This window comes from Achromobacter xylosoxidans (assembly GCF_014490035.1).
GTDB classification, from domain to species: Bacteria; Pseudomonadota; Gammaproteobacteria; order Burkholderiales; family Burkholderiaceae_B; genus Achromobacter; species Achromobacter bronchisepticus_A.
On sequence record NZ_CP061008.1, the window covers coordinates 4,569,229 to 4,586,390 of the forward strand.

At 66.6% G+C, this 17,162-nt stretch carries 12 protein-coding genes; 4 read left to right on the plus strand and 8 right to left on the minus strand.

Features of this window, described 5'->3' with window-relative positions; translation table 11 throughout:
• Positions 1-9: 9 nt before the first annotated feature.
• Genes parC through IAG39_RS21240 form a run of 3 tightly spaced genes read right to left on the minus strand, consistent with a single transcriptional unit; the run spans position 10 to position 4,948 of the window.
• The gene (parC, locus tag IAG39_RS21230) at positions 10-2,346 is read right to left on the minus strand and encodes a DNA topoisomerase IV subunit A (protein ID WP_118933603.1); all 2,337 of its coding nucleotides are present in this window, start codon (positions 2,344-2,346) and stop codon (positions 10-12) included.
• A gap of 35 nt (positions 2,347-2,381) precedes the next feature.
• Positions 2,382-2,987, minus strand: coding sequence for a YcxB family protein (locus IAG39_RS21235; RefSeq protein ID WP_054458717.1), 606 nt, complete (start codon positions 2,985-2,987; stop codon positions 2,382-2,384).
• Positions 2,987-4,948, minus strand: a complete 1,962-nt coding sequence (locus tag IAG39_RS21240) for a DNA topoisomerase IV subunit B (RefSeq protein WP_118933604.1) — start codon at positions 4,946-4,948, stop codon at positions 2,987-2,989. The genes IAG39_RS21235 and IAG39_RS21240 overlap by 1 nt, the downstream gene beginning before the upstream one ends.
• Before the next feature lie 326 nt (positions 4,949-5,274).
• On the opposite strand from IAG39_RS21240, the gene trxA reads away from it, so the two are divergent.
• Together trxA and rho are read left to right on the plus strand one after the other, a co-directional pair.
• Positions 5,275-5,601, plus strand: a complete 327-nt coding sequence (trxA, locus tag IAG39_RS21245) for a thioredoxin TrxA (protein WP_006218534.1) — start codon at positions 5,275-5,277, stop codon at positions 5,599-5,601.
• A 117-nt stretch (positions 5,602-5,718) separates the two neighbouring features.
• Positions 5,719-6,978 (plus strand): transcription termination factor Rho, encoded by a 1,260-nt coding sequence (rho, locus tag IAG39_RS21250; protein ID WP_054458721.1) that lies wholly within the window; start codon positions 5,719-5,721, stop codon positions 6,976-6,978.
• Between the two features lie 113 nt (positions 6,979-7,091).
• Here the strand turns inward: rho and IAG39_RS21255 are convergent, their stop codons facing one another.
• Positions 7,092-10,727, minus strand: coding sequence for a YhdP family protein (locus tag IAG39_RS21255; protein ID WP_410469163.1), 3,636 nt, complete (start codon positions 10,725-10,727; stop codon positions 7,092-7,094).
• A gap of 112 nt (positions 10,728-10,839) precedes the next feature.
• Between IAG39_RS21255 and glnE the strand changes: the two genes are divergently transcribed.
• Positions 10,840-13,620 (plus strand): bifunctional [glutamate--ammonia ligase]-adenylyl-L-tyrosine phosphorylase/[glutamate--ammonia-ligase] adenylyltransferase, encoded by a 2,781-nt coding sequence (gene glnE, locus IAG39_RS21260; protein WP_118933606.1) that lies wholly within the window; start codon positions 10,840-10,842, stop codon positions 13,618-13,620.
• Between the two features lie 84 nt (positions 13,621-13,704).
• Positions 13,705-14,379, plus strand: coding sequence for an epoxyqueuosine reductase QueH (locus IAG39_RS21265; protein WP_054458727.1), 675 nt, complete (start codon positions 13,705-13,707; stop codon positions 14,377-14,379).
• Here the strand turns inward: IAG39_RS21265 and IAG39_RS21270 are convergent, their stop codons facing one another.
• The 4 genes from IAG39_RS21270 to mauD form a co-directional block, all read right to left on the minus strand.
• Positions 14,380-15,339 (minus strand): helix-turn-helix domain-containing protein, encoded by a 960-nt coding sequence (locus tag IAG39_RS21270; RefSeq protein WP_059378902.1) that lies wholly within the window; start codon positions 15,337-15,339, stop codon positions 14,380-14,382. It lies immediately after the preceding gene.
• 148 nt (positions 15,340-15,487) lie between these two features.
• On the minus strand, positions 15,488-15,970 hold the full coding sequence (locus IAG39_RS21275; protein WP_223283447.1) for a c-type cytochrome: 483 nt from the start codon (positions 15,968-15,970) through the stop codon (positions 15,488-15,490).
• A gap of 38 nt (positions 15,971-16,008) precedes the next feature.
• Entirely contained in the window at positions 16,009-16,530 is a 522-nt protein-coding gene (locus tag IAG39_RS21280) for a methylamine dehydrogenase light chain (RefSeq protein WP_054458730.1), read from the minus strand.
• Positions 16,514-17,152, minus strand: coding sequence for a methylamine dehydrogenase accessory protein MauD (gene mauD, locus IAG39_RS21285; RefSeq protein ID WP_059378898.1), 639 nt, complete (start codon positions 17,150-17,152; stop codon positions 16,514-16,516). Before mauD ends, IAG39_RS21280 begins: the two co-directional genes overlap by 17 nt.
• Between the last annotated feature and the right edge of the window lie 10 nt (positions 17,153-17,162).

Consider the following 17,162-nt stretch of genomic DNA (forward strand, 5'->3'; position numbering starts at 1 on the left):
GCCCGACGCCTAGCCCAGCACCGGCGACAGCACCGGCTGCTTGGGCCGCACATCCAGCGCCCGGCCCTTGCGGGCGCGCTTGCCGATGTAAGGGGCCAGCGCGTCGCCCACCAGGATGTCCTCGGTGTGCTTGTTGCGGTAGATGCCGGCCGCACGCAGGCCGCCCGCGCCGATGGGTACGGTCTGGTCCAGCTTGTCGCTGCCGTCCAGCCCCATCAGGATGGTGCCGCGGCCGCCGCCGGACAGCGTCTTGACCTCGTCCAGGCCGAACACCAGGAACTTGCCCTTGTGCGACAGCAGCGCCAATTGCTTGGCGCCGTCGAACAGCGGCACCGGACGCAGCAGTTCGTCGCCCTCTTCCAGGGTGATGAACTGCTTGCCGGCGCGCTGGCGGCTGACCATGTCGGACAGCTTGGCGGCAAAGCCGTAGCCGCCGCGCGTGGCCAGCAGCCAGCGGCTGTCGGCCGCGGCAGCGATGGTGTGGACGATGCGCGTGCCGCTGCCCAGGTCGATCATGGTGGTGACCGGCTGGCCGTCGCCGCGCGCCGAAGGCAGCCCGGCGACCGGCACCGAATAAACGCGGCCGTTGTCGCCCACGGCGATCAGCGTGTCGGTGGTGCGGCACTCGAAGGCGCCGTACAGATCGTCGCCCTGCTTGAAGCCGAATTGCGACGCATCATGGCCGTGGCCCTGGCGGGCGCGCAGCCAGCCCTTTTGCGACACGATCACGGTGACGGGTTCGTCCAGCACCTTGGTTTCGAGCACGGCGCGTTCGGCGGTCTCGATCAGCGTACGGCGGTCGTCGCCGTATTGCTTGGCGTCGGCTTCGATTTCCTTGATCAGCAGGCGCTTGAGCGAGGCGGGGTTGTCCAGCAGTTCCTGCAGGCGCACCTGCTCGTCGCGCTTGTCGGCCAGTTCCTGTTCGATCTTGAAGCCTTCCAGGCGCGCCAGCTGGCGCAGGCGCATTTCCAGGATGTCCTCGGCCTGGCGTTCGGACAGCTTGAAGCGTTCCATCAGCGCGGCGCGCGGCTCATCGGATTCGCGGATGGTCTGGATGACTTCGTCCACGTTCAGGTAGACGACCATGCGGCCTTCCAGCACGTGGATGCGGTCGATGACCTTGTCCAGGCGGAAACGCGTGCGGCGCACCACGGTATTGGTGCGGAACGCCAGCCATTCGACCAGGATGTCGCGCAGCCCCTTCTGGCGCGGCCGGCCGTCGGTGCCGATGCACACCAGGTTGATGGACGAGCTGCTTTCCATGCTGGTCTGCGCCAGCAGCGTGTTGACGAATTCGTCGCGGTCCACGCGCGAGGTCTTGGGTTCGAAGACCAGGCGCACGGCGGCATCCTTGCCCGACTCGTCGCGCACGGCGTCCAGCAGGTTCAGCATCACGGCCTTGGCCTGCGTCTGCTCGGGCGTCAGGCTCTTCTTGCCGGTCTTGACCTTGGGGTTGGTGATTTCCTCGATCTCTTCCAGCACCTTCTGGCCCGAGGTGCCCGGCGGCAGCTCGGTGACCACCAGTTGCCATTGGCCGCGCGCCATTTCCTCGAACTGCCAGCGCGCACGCACCTTGAGCGAACCGCGGCCGCCCGCGTAGATCTGGGCGATGTCCTCGGCCGGCGTGATGATCTGCCCGCCGCCCGCGAAATCCGGCCCCGGGATCAGGGCGTGCAGCTCGGCGTCCGGCATCTGCGGATGCTTCAGCAGCGCCACGCAAGCCTGCGCCACTTCGCGCAGGTTGTGCGGCGGGATCTCGGTCGCCATGCCGACCGCGATACCCGAGGCGCCGTTGAGCAGCATCACGGGCAGGCGCGCCGGCAGCATCTGCGGCTCTTGCTGGCTGCCGTCATAGTTGGGCACGAAGTCCACGGTACCTTCGTCCAGCTCGTCCAGCAGCAGCTTGGCGATGGGGGTAAGGCGGGCTTCCGTGTAGCGCATGGCGGCGGCGTTGTCGCCGTCGCGCGAACCGAAGTTGCCCTGGCCGTCGATCAACGGATAGCGCAGCGAGAAATCCTGCGCCATGCGCACCATGGCGTCATAGGCGGCCTGGTCGCCATGCGGGTGATACTTGCCCAGCACGTCGCCCACGACGCGCGCGGATTTGACGGGCTTGGCGCCAGCCGCCAGCCCCATCGCCTGCATGGCGAACAGGATGCGCCGCTGCACGGGTTTCTGCCCGTCGCCCACGTCCGGCAGGGCGCGGCCCCGCACCACGGACACCGCGTAGTCCAGATAGGCTTGCTCGGCGTAGCGCGCCAGGGTGATGGCGGCATCGCCATCGCCGCCGCCATCGCCGCCGGGCGGGTTGGAATCGAACAAGCCGGGTTGATTGCTGTCGGTCATGATGTATTCAGGTAGACAATTTCATCGAAACGGCGTCAAAGCGCCTGCGCGGACGACATCAGCTGCGTATCGGCGACATGCGCGCGCAACTGGGTCCGCACCGCATCCAACGTGGCGGCATCCTGCCCGCGTTTGGGGATGATCACGCCTTGCAAGGTGCCGAGAATGACATAGAGATGTTGCGGAGTTTCCTCGACCCGCCGCACATCGGACCAGTCCATGCGTCCGGAGGCGGTGGCAGTGGTATCCGTGATGCCATCGGGGCCGAAATCCAGCTGATGGCGGCCCAGGAACAATTCGTCGGGCTGTCGCTTCAGCATGCGGCGCGTGTTCATCCTGACCAGCGAGGGCAGGACGTACTCGTAGGCCAGCGCCAGGAGCGCAAGTATGCCCAGGCCCACCGCCAAGCCCTGGAAATACACGGGCAGGATCCGCCCCCAGTTCGGCGTATTGCCGTCCCAGGTCTGCCAGATCAGGTAGGCCAGCAGGGCCACGATCATCAGGACCGCGAATCGCAGATGGGACCGGTAGCGGCGGCGGCGCAGCTCCGGCCGCTTGTACACGTAAGCGGCGAAGTCGGCGTAGTCGTCGGCCGTCATCTGGACGTCCATGCGGGCCGAGCCGGGCGCGGACCCGGCCATCAGATGTCCAGCTCCGCCAGGTTGCCCTTCTCTTCGATCCAGGCGCGGCGCTGCGAGGACTCGCCCTTGCCCATCAGCATGTCGAACATGCGGGTGGTGTCCTCGGGAGTCTGGTCGCCGTAGCCCACGGGCAGCAGGCGGCGCGTGTCCGGATTCATGGTGGTTTCCCACAGCTGCTCGGGGTTCATTTCGCCCAGGCCCTTGAAGCGGCTGACGGCCCAGGCGCCTTCACGCACGCCTTCCTTGCGCAGCTTGTCCTGCGCGGCTTCGAGTTCGCCTTCGTCCAGGCAGTAGATCTTGCGCGCCGGACGCTTGCCCTGCGCCGGCACGTCCAGCCGGAACAGCGGCGGCTTGGCCACGAACACGTTGCCGGCCTCGACCAGCTTGGGGAAGTGCTTGTAGAACAGCGTCAGCAGCAGCACCTGGATGTGCGAGCCGTCGACGTCCGCATCGGACAGGATGCAGATGCGGCCGTAGCGCAGGCCCGACAGGTCCGGCGTGTCGCCGGGGCCGTGCGGGTCCACGCCGATGGCGACGGAAATGTCATGGATTTCGTTGTTGGCAAAGAGCCGGTCGCGGTCCACTTCCCAGGAGTTGAGCACCTTGCCGCGCAGCGGCAGGATGGCCTGGAATTCCTTGTCGCGGCCCATCTTGGCCGAACCACCGGCGGAGTCGCCCTCGACCAGGAAGACTTCGGTGCGGGTCGCGTCGCTGGACTCGCAATCGGTCAGCTTGCCCGGCAGCACGGCCACGCCCGAGCTCTTGCGCTTTTCGACCTTCTGCGCCGAACGCTGGCGCGCCTGGGCCTGGCGGATGGCGAGTTCGGCCAGCTTCTTGCCGTACTCGACGTTGCTGTGCAGCCACAGGTCCAGCGCGCTCTTGGAAAAGCCGCCAACCAGGCGCACCGCGTCGCGGCTGTTCAGGCGTTCCTTGATCTGCCCCTGGAACTGCGGGTCCAGCACCTTGGCCGACAGCACGAAGCTGGCGCGGGCGAACACGTCTTCCGGCAACAGCTTGACGCCCTTGGGCAGCAGGCTGTGCAGTTCGGCGAAACCCTTGACCGCGCCGAACAGGCCTTCGCGCAAGCCCGATTCATGGGTGCCGCCGGCCGGCGTCGGAATCAGGTTCACGTACGACTCGCGCACTGCGTTGCCGTCCTCGGTCCAGGCCACTACCCACTGGGCGCCCTCGCCTTCGGCGAAGTTCTCATGGTCGGCCCCGGCGTACTGTTCGCCTTCGAAGAACGGCACCATCAGCTCCGCCCCGGCCAGCGCCTCGGACAGATAGCCGCGCAGGCCGTCCTGGTACTGCCAGGTCTTGGTGTCGCCGGTCTTCTCGTTGACCAGGGACACCTTGACGCCCGGCAGCAGCACGGCCTTGCTGCGCAAGAGGTGCGTCAGCTCGCCCAGCGGAATGTTGGGGCTGTCGAAATACTTGGCATCCGGCCACACGCGCACGCGGGTGCCGGACTTCTTGCGGCCGCCCTGGTCGTAGGGCGCCAGGGGTTCGGCCACGTCGCCGCCCTTGAAAATCAGGCGGTTGACGGCGCCGTCGCGCCACACCACCACTTCCAGGCGCGTGGCCAGGGCATTGGTGACGGACACGCCCACGCCGTGCAGGCCGCCGGAGAAGGCGTAGGCGCCGCCGCCCGCCTTGTCGAACTTGCCGCCCGCGTGCAGGCGCGTGAACACCAGCTCCACCACGGGAGCGTTCTCTTCAGGGTGCAGGCCGACGGGAATGCCGCGCCCGTCGTCCTCGACGGAAACGCTGCCGTCGACGTGCAGCGTGACCTGGATCTGCTTGCCGTAGCCGGCCAATGCCTCGTCTGCGGCGTTATCAATGACCTCCTGCACGACGTGCAGGGGGTTTTCGGTTCGGGTGTACATGCCCGGGCGCTGCCGCACGGGCTCCAGTCCCTTCAGGACGCGAATGGACGCCTCGGTGTAACGTGGAGTGGCCAAGTTATCCCCAACATCTGTGGAAAAAAACCGACATTTTACGGATAAGTCTAGATTCTGCGCGGCTCCCAGTGGGATGAGCACGACCTGAGCAGCTCCGAATTCGGTAGGATGATGACAGTCACAGCCAGCGCATCGGGTCGATACGGCCCGGATCGCGATAACTGCGCCGCAACATCCTACACAAATCCAGCAACTCCTGTTGTTATTAACAGTGGTATGCCTGTTGATATTGACAGTGGTATGCTTGAGTCCATCCACAAACAAGAACAACGGCGGGGCGCGTCCCTTTTTACGCGCCTTTTGCTGCCGAACCGAGAATCACCATCATGAGCGACCAAATCAAGAACGTCAGTGACGCCAGCTTCGATGCCGATGTGTTGAAATCCGGCCAGCCGGTGCTGGTGGACTACTGGGCTGCCTGGTGCGGCCCTTGCAAGATGATTGCCCCGATCCTGGAAGAAGTCGCCACGGAGTACGCTGGCCGCCTGACGATCGCCAAGCTGAACGTCGACGAAAACCAGGGCACCGCCACCAAGTACGGCATCCGCGGCATTCCCACCCTTATGCTCTTTAAAGACGGCCAAGCCGCCGCCACCAAAGTTGGCGCGCTGTCGAAGTCGCAACTGACCGCATTCCTGGACGGCGCGCTGTAAGCCGCGTGCCGTGAACGAAGGCGCCGCCCTCGGGGCGGCGCTCATTCAATACCGCGTGTGCCCGTCCGTGGCGCGCCGCCAGAACTCTCCTTCACTTTCCCCCAAAAATCCACCGCGATGCACCTCAACGAACTGAAGGCGCTGCACGTCTCGCAGCTGCTGGAAATGGCCGCCGGCCTGGAAATCGAGAACGCCAACCGCCTGCGCAAGCAGGAACTGATGTTCGCCATCATGAAACGGCGCGCCAAGCAAGGCGAGCAGATCTTCGGCGACGGCGTCCTGGAAGTCCTGCCCGACGGCTTCGGCTTCCTGCGCTCGCCCGAGACCTCGTATCTGGCCAGCACGGACGACATCTACATCTCGCCCTCGCAGATCCGCCGCTTCAACCTGCACACCGGCGACTCGATCGAAGGCGAAGTGCGTACGCCCAAGGACGGCGAGCGCTATTTCGCCCTGGTGAAGGTGGACAAGGTCAACGGCGTGGCGCCGGAAGCGATCAAGCATCGCATCATGTTCGAAAACCTGACGCCGCTGCACCCGAACCGCAACATCCGCCTGGAACGCGACATCAAGAGCGAGGAAAACCTCACCGGCCGCATTCTCGACGTCTTCGCCCCCATCGGCATGGGCCAGCGCGGCCTGATCGTCGCCAGCCCCAAGTCCGGCAAGACGGTGATGATGCAGCACATCGCGCACGCCATCACCACCAACTATCCCGACGCGGTCATGATCGTCCTGCTGGTGGACGAGCGCCCCGAGGAAGTGACCGAAATGCAGCGCACGGTGCGCGGCGAAGTGGTGGCCTCGACCTTCGACGAGCCCGCCACCCGCCACGTGCAGGTCGCGGAAATGGTCATCGAAAAGGCCAAGCGCCTGGTCGAAATGAAGAAGGACGTCGTGATCCTGCTGGACTCGATCACCCGTCTGGCCCGCGCCTACAACACCGTGGTGCCGGCCTCCGGCAAGGTGCTGACCGGCGGCGTGGACGCCAACGCCCTGCAACGCCCCAAGCGCTTCTTCGGCGCGGCCCGCAACCTGGAAGAAGGCGGTTCGCTGACCATCCTGGGTACGGCGCTGATCGAAACCGGCAGCCGCATGGATGAAGTCATCTATGAAGAATTCAAGGGCACCGGCAACTCCGAAGTCCACCTCGAACGCCGCCTGGCCGAAAAGCGCGTCTACCCGTCGATCAACCTGAACAAGTCCGGCACCCGCCGCGAAGAGCTGCTGATCGCTCCGGACCTGCTGCAGAAGGTCTGGGTGCTGCGCAAGTTCATCCACGACATGGACGAAGTCCAGTCCATGGAATTCATCCTGGACAAGATGCGCGCCACCAAGACCAACGCCGAATTCTTCGACATGATGAAGAAGAAGTAAGCCCAGTCGCGGTCCGCGGCGCCTGCGCCGCGGACCCGGCCATGAAAAACGCCCTGGAGCGCTTGCGCCCAGGGCGTTTTTCTTTCATGGATCGGACAGACTGCCTGCGCGGCTCACTGCCCGCCCATGAACTCCTCCAGCGTGCCGGGCTGCGGCGCCGGGCGCGGGGTCTGCTTGTTGCCTGCCGGCTTGCCGGACGCGTCTATCGGCTCGATCTTGGGGTCGTCCCAACTGCCGGTGACGGCGTATTCCATGGTCATGGCCCGCGCCAGCGGCTGCTTCAGCAGCCACTGCGTCACGAACGCACCCAGGCCGATCAGCGGATTGACCGCCAGCGCCGTCACCATGGCCGCCCCGCTGGCGTCCAGGTTCGGAATCACCACGGCCTTCATGTCCCAGCGTTCGCGGATGATGTTGACACCGCCCGCCAGCACGATGGCCGCCACCGGCCCGTTGATCTTATAGCCCTCGGTCGACGCCGTGCCGTCGGCCAGCTTGACCTTGCCGCGGATGGTGTCAAAGGGGAAGCCGTCGCGCAGCAGATTGGTGGGGTTCACATCCAGCCGCGCCAGCCGCTGCAGCGACTGCAGGGACAGCAGCTCCAACAGTCGCGCGGTGCGCGAGTTGACGTGCATGAAACGGCCCTTGTCCAGACTGACGTCGACCTCGCCCGTCAGGTCTTCGACCTTGTGGGTCCAGGGCAGATTGCGCCAGGTGGCCTTGCCCTGCATCGTGCCCTTTCCGCCCGAGACCACTTTCTCGAGGCCGATGCGGTCCAGGAACTTGCCTACGTCTTCGAACTTGACCGAGGCGTCCACGGTCAGGCCGCGGCCCTGGCCTTCCAGGTTCCAGTTGCCGGTGGCGTTGAGCGAGGCCGCGTCGTTGACGATGGACAGCTTGTCCAGGCGCCATTGGCGGCCGCGCTGCAGGTTCGTGCCCTGCACCTGGAGTTCGCCCACATTCTTGCCGTACAGCAGGAATTCCTTGGCCTGCAGGTCGATCGCCGGGATGTCGGACAGATCGTTGCCAGAGGACAGCGCCTCGTCGGCCTTGTTGGTGTCGCCCTCGCCGCCCAGCGACAGGTGCTTCAGGCGCGCGGTGATCTGGCCGGCGATGGCGCCCGAAGCCTCGCGCCATTCAAGCGAACCCGTGGCCTGTTTGGATTGCAGATCCACGCGCCATTGCGCGGGTCCCGGCCGGGTCGCGTACAGCGTCAGGTCGTTCAGGGTAAAGCCGCCGGTCCGCAAGACGCCGGCCGCCAGGCTGATGCGTTCGGCCGCAGGCAGCATGGGCTTGGGCGCGGCACGGCCCTTGGCCGCAGGCGCACTGAAGCCATCGGACACTTTTTCCCAGGCGTCCATGTCCAGTTCGGGCAGGCTCGCGTTCAGGCTGAATCCGCGTTCCGGCAGGCTTGCCGGACGATTGATGCCCAGCGCGCCGCGCGCGAAATAGGATTGCGCCCCTTCGGACGGCGCCCGTTCGAACAACGCGTTGACGCCATCGCCCAGACTGGCGGTGAGCCAGCGCCGGTTCTGCGCCCCACGGTCCTGCGCGGGCGACCATTGCACTTTGAGCAACTGCGAGGCCTGGGCGGCCTTGCCCACCGGAGCGGGCATGTCGATCGCCATGCCCACCAGATCGGATTCGACGGAGATGTCCACCGCGCCGCCGCGCTGATAGCCCACCTTGCCCTTGTAGGCCGCCTTGCCCGAAAAGCGCGACATGGACGGCGTGTTGCTCAATTGGGTCAGCGCCGGCCCGGCCAGCGTGCCCTCGAAGCGCAGGGCGTCCGTGCTCTGCGCCAGGCGTCCGTATATCCGCGCCGGGCCGCCCAGGAACTGGGCCCTCAGATCCTTGGCCTCGACACCCGTCTCCGAGAACGCCAGGTCGCCGTGCATCTGGCTGAGCAGCGGCATCTCCGGCATGAAGGTGAAGGAGTTGCCCGCGAACAGGATGTTCCCCTGGACCTGGGTGTCATCGGTGTTCAACAGCGGCACCTTGAGCTTGAGCCCCACCCGCCAGTCGCCGGTGCCGCGCGCCTCGTCCAGGGCGCCATCCAGCAGCTCGCCCAAGGGCGAGTTGGCGGCCAGCGCCAGATAGGCCGGCACGGCGCCGGACGTCTCGCCGGTCAGCAGAAGTTCGGAGTTCTCTTCCATGTTGGGAATGGTTGCGGAAACCGCCCCGAGCGTTACGGTATGCCCCGGCCCGGTATGCGCGACCGCGCCGCCCGCGCTGTCCAGCGCCAGGCTGACCTTGTCGATGCGGAAATTGCCGGACAGGTTCTCCAGCATCGGCCAGCCCTTGCGCCGTTCGCGCGCAGGCGCGTAATCGACCTTGGCGCCGCTGAATGCGCCGGCGATCACGAATTCGCCCTGAGCCTCAGGCGCGCCAAAAGGAAACTCGTCGAGATCGCCCTTGAGCGTGATGGAGGCGGATTGCATTTCGCCCGCGGGCAAGCCGCTGGCCAGCCATTCGCGCGCATCGGCGTTGACCTCCAGGGGCAGATAGCGATGGATGGCGGACATGGAGCCGCGCGCCATCACGCCGTGCATGTCGACGCTGCCCGCCGCGGTCTTGCCCTCGGGGCGCCACTGTCCCTGCACGCGCACGTCGAGGTCGTCGTTGACCAGTTGCAGCTGGCCTATGTCCACGAACCAATGCTTGGCGTCCGGCCCCTTGACGGAGGCATCCAGCGCCACGTCGCGCACCGCCAGCGTGGGTTGCTCGAAGACGCCGGGCAAGGACAGCGTCAAGTGCTCGGCCTTGCCGCTGACCGACACCGCCGGGGCGCCGGGGCTGCGCGCCAGCGGCACGCTCTCCAGTTGCATGAAGTCGCCCGGCAAGCCCTGGACGCGGGCCTGGACATAGCCGGCCTTGAAACCGGGCGCCGCGGCCCCTTGCGCCGTCTCGGTCCATTGCAGGCCGCGCACGGCAGCGTCCGCGGTCAGGTCAGTGAACTTGCCACGCTCCAGCTGCAGCCATGCCCGCCCGCTCAGGCGGCCCGCTACCGCCGGGACCTCGAACCACGGCTGCCACGCCTGCGGTTCGGCGTCGTCCAGCTGGACATACAGTTGGCCGCCCCAATTACCGGGATTCGCCGCGTTCACCGAAAACAGGCTGCGGTTGAATTCGCCGCGCAGCTCGACATTGCGCGCCAACGCGTCGCCCGCTGCGGCCTTGAGCACGAAGCGATGCGACAAGCTGCCGTTGCGCGCCAGGAAGTCGACGCCCGTCAGGGTCAGCTCCGGCGCGCGGCGCAACTCATCCTGCCAGCGTATGGTCGCGCCGCGGATGCGCAGCTCGCGCTGCGCGCCCAACCAGCGCAGGGCCGGATGGTCCAGGTCGGAACGCTGATCGCCGCTATTGAGATCGATGTCCTGGCCCGCGACCCACAGGTGATTGGCGGGATCGCGCCGCAAAAGGAGTTCGGGCCGGTCGAGCTGCAGCCGCAGCAGCTTGGGCGACAGGACCAGGATGCTGCGCCAGGCCAGCACCGCCGAAACGGAAGGCAAGGACAGCACGGGGTCCACCTCGTCGTCGTAGACTTGGACGGAGGTGAGATCGAGTTTGGGGTTCAGGCCGTGCCAGTTCGCCTGGATGGAGCCGATGGTCACTCGGGAGCCCAACGCCTTGCTGGCGTAGGCTTCGATCTGGGGACGCCATTGGTCCACGCGGGGCAGGACCCAATAGCGCACGCCCAACAGTCCGAGAGCCACGACGCCATAGACGGTCAGTACGGCCCAGAACACCCAACAGAGCACTTTTTTTGAAACAGACACGGATCGGTGGGCAGGAGAAGAGGTCTTGCAGTATCGTCCCCACTTATACCTGAAACGCGCCCATTGCGCCGCCCCTTTCGCCATGTCCACGCCCTCTACGCTTGCCCCCGCCCTCGCCTGGTCCGGCCATCTGCGCCGCCGCCTGGATGCCCACCCGGATCTGGCCGCCTGGCTGAACGATGCCGTGCGCGAACCCGTCACGCCCGCGCAGATCGCGCGCTGGCAGGCAGAGCTGGCCGGACCCCAGGCAGGCGACACGCTGCCGGTGGACGCCTGCCGCATGGTGCTGCGCAAGCTGCGCGAACGGGTCTTCAACACGCTCATCGTGCGCGACCTGACCGGCCAGGCCGATCTGGAAGAAGTCGTGGGCGCCATGACCACGCTGGCCGACACCGCGGTGGCCTCGGCCTATCGCAGCGTGGCGGCGGACCTCGCCGCCGTGCATGGCGTGCCGCGCGACCCGGCCACCGGCCTGCCCCAGGAAATGCTGATCGTGGGCATGGGCAAGCTGGGCGGCTGCGAACTGAATGTCTCGTCCGACATCGACCTGATCATGCTGTACGGCGAAGAAGGCGAAACCGACGGCCCGCGCCGCATCAGCCATCACGAGTTCTACGGCCGCCTGACGCGGCGCATGATGCCGGTACTGTCCGAAGTCGACGCCAACGGCCAGGTGTTCCGCACCGACCTGCGCCTGCGCCCCGACGGCGACGGCGGTCCCCTGGCCTGGAGCCTGGACGCGTTGGAGCACTACCTGATCGGCCAGGGCCGCGAGTGGGAACGCTACGCCTGGCTCAAGGCCCGGCTGATCCCGGCCCAGGCCTTCGAAGGCAGCGACAGCGCCGCCCAGGCTCGCCAGCTGGAAAGCCTGCGCGTGCCCTTCGTCTACCGCAAGTATTTCGACTTCGATGCGCTCTCGGCCCTGCGCGCGCTGCGGGAACGCATCCGCCAGGACTGGCAGCGGCGCGCCAGCGCGCGCAACGGCATCGACAGCGCCAACAATATCAAGCTGGGCGACGGCGGCATCCGCGAAATCGAATTCGTGGTGCAGCTTGCCCAGCTGATCCGCGGCGGCCGCATGCCCGCGCTGCAAAAGCGCGGCCTGCTGGAAGCGCTGCACGCGGAAAGCGCCGCCGGCCTGGTGCCCGAGGAAGACGCGCGCCGGCTCGAAGAGGCCTACCGCTACCTGCGCCGCACCGAGCACGCCCTGCAATACCGCGAGGACGCCCAGACCCATCTGCTGCCGGGCGACCCCGAACAGCGCGCCGCCCTGGCCGCGGCGCTGGGCATGAGTCCCGCGGACTTCGAAAGCACGCTCACCGCGCACCGCCAATTCGTCTCGCAGACCTTCCGCAACGTATTCCGGCTGGTCGGCATGGGCGACGCCGAAGTGCCGGCGCCCGCGCCCGGCGTTGCCGACCCCGGGTCCGGCCCGGACGAGCCAGACAGCAGTTGCGAACTGGCTGAACAGATCAGCCAGGCCTTCGGCGACGACGCGCAGGACCTGTTGCGCCGTACCGAAACCCTGCTGGGCAGCCACCGCGTGCGCAGCCTGCCCGAGAGCAGCCGCAAGCGCATGGACGCGCTGCTGCCGGCCGCCCTGCGAGCGGCCCTGCAGACCCCTGCGCCGCTGCAAGCCACGGTGCGGCTGTTCGACCTGATCGAGAAAATCGCCCAGCGCAGCGCCTACCTGGCCCTGCTGGCCGAATACCCCGACACTCTGGCGCGCGTGGCGCGCATGGTCGCCGCCAGCCCCTGGGCCGCGCAATACCTGACCCAGCACCCCCTGCTGCTGGACAGCCTGATCGACTGGCGCACCCTGTTCGAACCGCTCGACTTCGGCCAGATCGCGCGCCAGCTGACCGCCGACCTGGACGCCTGCCGGCTGCCCGACGGCGACCCGGACATCGAGCGCCAGATGAACCTGATGCGCGACATGCAGCGCCAGGCCAGCTTCCAATTGCTGGCGCAGGACCTGGAAGGCGAACTCACCGTGGAAAAGCTGGCCGACCAGCTGTCCGCGCTGGCCGACCTGCTGCTGACCGAAACCATCCGCCGCACCTGGCCGCTGGTCAACAAGGCCGAGGGCGCCGAACCACGCTTCGCCGTCATCGCCTACGGCAAGCTGGGCGGCAAGGAACTGGGCTATGCCTCGGACCTGGACCTGGTGTTCCTGTTCGACGACCCGCGCGACGACGCCGCCGAGGTCTACGCCAAGCTGGGCCGGCGCATGACATCGTGGCTCTCGACCATGACCTCGTCCGGCCGCCTGTACGAAGTCGACCTGCGCCTGCGGCCGGACGGCGACGCCGGCCTGCTGGCGGTGTCCGTGGAAGCTTTCGAGCAGTACCAGCACAAGCACGCCTGGGCCTGGGAGCACCAGGCGCTGACCCGCGCCCGCTACGCCTCGGGCGACGCCAGCGTCGGCGCGCGCTTCGAGCAGATCCGCGAGGACATCCTGGTGCTGCCGCGCGACGCCGCCAAGCTGCGCGAGGAAGTGCTGGCGATGCGCGAAAAAATCAACGCAGGCCACCCCAACAGCAGCCCGCTGTTCGACCTGAAGCACGATCGCGGCGGCATGGTCGACGTGGAGTTCGTCACGCAATACCTGGTGCTCTGCCACTCGGGCACGCATCCGGTGCTGGTGCGCAACCTGGGCAATATCGCCCTGCTGCGCCTGTCCGGCGAGGCCAGCCTGATTGCTCCCGAGCTGGCCGCGCGCGCCGGCGACGCCTACCGCACCCTGCGCCGCGTCCAGCACCAGATGCGCCTGCAAGGCGTGGAAAAGGCGCGCGTGCCGCAGGACCAGCTGCTGGAGGAGCGCGCTGCCGTGCGCGAACTCTGGGACGCGGTGCTGGGCTGAAGGCATGGGGGGACGGGGCGCCCCCTTCAGCGGCAACTCAGCGTAAAATAAGGGGTTTTCCGCCTTATTTGTTTCCTGCAAGCCATGTCCGAACTCGTGCGCCCCAAACTCGACCTGCCCGCCGGCCGCCGCAAGGTGCTGATGCACTCGTGCTGCGCGCCCTGTTCCGGCGAAGTCATGGAAGCGATGACCGCCTCAGGCATCGATTACGCCATCTACTTCTACAACCCGAACATCCACCCGGTCAAAGAGTACGAAATCCGCAAGCAGGAGAACATCCGCTTCGCCGAGCAGCACGGCATTGAATTCATCGACGCCGACTACGACATGGACAACTGGTTCGACCGCGTCAAGGGCATGGAAAACGCGCCCGAACGCGGCGAACGCTGCACGGCCTGCTTCGACATGCGCTTCGAACGCACGGCGCTCTACGCGCACGAGCATGGCTTTGACACCATCACCAGCTCGCTGGGCATTTCGCGCTGGAAGGACATGAACCAGATCAACGGTTGCGGCGAACGCGCCGCGGCGCGCTACGACGATCTGATCTACTGGACCTACAACTGGCGCAAGGGCGGCGGCTCGGCCCGCATGATCGAAATCAGCAAGCGCGAAAACTTCTACCAGCAGGAGTATTGCGGCTGCGTCTATTCGCTGCGCGACACCAACCGCCATCGCCGCTCGCAGGGCCGCGAACGCATCCACATCGGCGTGAAGTTCTACGGCAAGGAAGACCTGATCAACGAGGAACAGCTCTGATCAGGACGGGCGCCCATGGCGCCGGTACTCCGACGGCGACACGCCGAAACGCTTGCGGAACGCGTGGCTGAAACGCGCCGCATCTGAGAACCCGAATCTGTAGGCGATGTCGCCGATCGGCCGCGCGGCCTGAACGGGGTCGCACAGCGTATCGCAGCAACGCTCGAGCCGCGCGCTGAGGATGAAGTCGGCCGGGGTCGTGGAAGCCTGCGCGAACAGGTTGTAGAGATAGCGGCGCGACATCCGGAAGGCCGCGGCAGCTGTCGCCGGCGACAGCGCCGGATCATGCAGGTTTTCAAGCATGTGCTGCTGCACCCGGCGCAATTGCGCCTGGCGCAGTTCGGCCTGGTCGTGTTCGGCCTGCCCCCCTGCCCGCTCGCTGATATCCAGCCCCATCATCTGCAGCACCGCATTGGCGGCATCGCGCGAGGCGCTTTCAGACAGATGCGCGTGCTCGGTCAGCGCCACGCGCAACAGGTCCATCGCCATGCGCCCGCAACCCTGGCGCGCGCTGAAGCTGCGCGCCACGGCATTCTGCATGAAAGACTGCCAGGCCTCGAAATGCTTGCCGGGCACCTGCATGACCAGGAAGTGCGCGCCATCGTCGACGTCGACTTCGTACGGCCGGGTGGTGTCGTAGATGCTCCATTCGCCCGGCACCAGCAAGGCGCTGCGCCCCGACTGGCGGATCTCGCTGCGGCCCGCGAGCTGCAGCGTCACCTTGTAGCCGGACGACTCGGAACGGTTGGCCAGCAGCTTGCTGCGACGCACGCGCTGGGCGCTGCTGCGCAACTCGCAGATCTGCATCCAGCCCAGCGAATCCACCGCCACGCTGTTGCGGAAACGGGCCGGAAACACCGCGGACACTTCCAGGGGAACGAAGGTATCGCTGACATTTTCCTGCCAGCTTGCGCAGTCCAGGAAGTGCCTGGGCTCGCTGCGCAGAAGGGATGGGGACATGGCGACTCCGGCGTCTCGAAACGGCGTGCCTGTTTGCCTGGGACGGCCTGCCTGGCGACACAGCTACAGCGTTGAATGGAATGCTGCCTCTTTCTAGCATCGGTCGGCGCCAGGGAGTATCGGTGACAACCCCTAAGTGCCTGTTCCTCTAAGGTTTTCTGTCGCTGCCATAGGAATAATCGGCCAATTGGAAACCGAGTTGCGACAGCGCCTGAGCCAGGCCATGACGCACCGGCACCACGTCCTCGTAGCGGCGCGGCCGGACCTGCGCGACTTCCTGTTCCGTGTACGGCCGGAAATCCGGCGGCAACTGCGCCGCGCTGAATTCCTGCACCACCCAGTTCAGCACGGCCGCGAGCTCGGCGTTGCTGAGCTGCGATTGCGCGGCGCCCGGCACGCGGACCAGGTAGTCGCGGCCCTGCGGCAGATGCACGAACGCGCCCACGGAATTGCGGAAATCAGGAATGCCATGGCGGCCGCTGCCGCGGCCGTCCACGCGATGGCAGCCCGCGCATTGCAGCACGTAGTCGGCGCGGACAGCCGCGCGCAGCCTGTCGGCCGCGGCGCCGTCAGCGGCCGCCTGCTCTGCGGCCGCCGCCCCGCCCACGCAAAGCAGGACGGCGGCGCACAACCCGCGCCACCCATGCCGCGGCGGTCGCCTTTCCGGCCTCATGATTTTGGCTTCGGCTTGGCCAGGCCCACGATCACCGAAGTCGTGCAGTGGAAGATGGAGGACTCGTTGGACATGCACCAGTTCACATCGTTATGCAGGAACATCTGATAGCCCGGCCGCTCGCGCTCGGCGGACGCGCACATGCATTTGCCGCAAGCAGCCTTGCCGCAGCAATCGTTATAGCTGATCAGGTAGTCCTTGCCGTCCAAGGGATTGTGGCAGGTGCCGACCCACGACACGGCCGAAGGCGAGGTGCCTGGCGGGCAGGACGTCATGCTGCCCCCGCAGCATGAACACAGAAAGCCGTCCACCGCGCAATAGCGCCAGTAGTCGCACGCCGTGTCGTCCATCTGCGGCTTCTTGGGGTCCGCGGGCGCGGACCGCGCCACCGGCAGCACCGGCATGAGGAATGCCGTTCCGACCAGCGCCCGGCCGATGCGGTTGAGCACGCTGCGCCGGGAAGTGGTGTGCGCAACCGAGCGCGCGGCGCGCTCCGCGAGTTTATCCAGCCATTGCATTGCCGCTCTCCTTGCGGGAAATCCGGGTTTCTTCCAGCGTGCCGGCGGCCAGGAACTCCTGCACCGAAGCCACGCCCAGCTCCTTCGCGGTGAACAGGCTTTCGAGCTGTTCGCGCGAGTTGATCAGGCCCTTGGCGCGCAGGGTTCCGGTTTCATCGATCAGCACGGCATAGGGCAGCTTGCTGATCTGGAACTTCATGCCCAGCTCGGTCGACAGCAAATACGGGAAACGCTCCAGGCCCGCCTGCTTGTAGAACGCCAGGTGCTCGGGCATTTCGCCGTCGCTGGCCAGCACGATGCGCAGCCAGGCGCTTTCCGTGCTGGCCACCGACTTGAGGATCGGCAGCAGCTTCTTGCAAACCGGGCAGGTCGGGGAAAGAAAGAACAGCAGCTGGCTGTGCTGGCCGCGTTCGCCCACGACGATACGGCGGCCCAGCAGATCCGGCAGCTCGAAGCGCGGCGCAGGCTCGCCCACGCCAGGGCCCTTGTCCATCGTCAGCGCCCCCATCGGCGCCACGCGCTCGTACAGCACGCCGATCTGCCGCGACAGCGCCAGGATGACCAGCACCAGGCAGAGCACCACGCCCCACAGCAGGAAATTGGAAATGATCAAGGCATCCATGTGAGTTTCC

Excerpts from the sequence above, each read along its gene's own strand:
- parC (WP_118933603.1), bottom strand. The coding sequence starts at position 2,346 with ATGACCGACAGCAATCAACCCGGCTTGTTCGATTCCAACCCGCCCGGC.
- IAG39_RS21235 (WP_054458717.1), bottom strand. The coding sequence starts at position 2,987 with ATGGCCGGGTCCGCGCCCGGCTCGGCCCGCATGGACGTCCAGATGACG.
- trxA (WP_006218534.1), top strand. The coding sequence starts at position 5,275 with ATGAGCGACCAAATCAAGAACGTCAGTGACGCCAGCTTCGATGCCGAT.
- rho (WP_054458721.1), top strand. The coding sequence starts at position 5,719 with ATGCACCTCAACGAACTGAAGGCGCTGCACGTCTCGCAGCTGCTGGAA.
- glnE (WP_118933606.1), top strand. The coding sequence starts at position 10,840 with ATGTCCACGCCCTCTACGCTTGCCCCCGCCCTCGCCTGGTCCGGCCAT.
- IAG39_RS21265 (WP_054458727.1), top strand. The coding sequence starts at position 13,705 with ATGTCCGAACTCGTGCGCCCCAAACTCGACCTGCCCGCCGGCCGCCGC.
- IAG39_RS21270 (WP_059378902.1), bottom strand. The coding sequence starts at position 15,339 with ATGTCCCCATCCCTTCTGCGCAGCGAGCCCAGGCACTTCCTGGACTGC.
- IAG39_RS21280 (WP_054458730.1), bottom strand. The coding sequence starts at position 16,530 with ATGCAATGGCTGGATAAACTCGCGGAGCGCGCCGCGCGCTCGGTTGCG.
- mauD (WP_059378898.1), bottom strand. The coding sequence starts at position 17,152 with ATGGATGCCTTGATCATTTCCAATTTCCTGCTGTGGGGCGTGGTGCTC.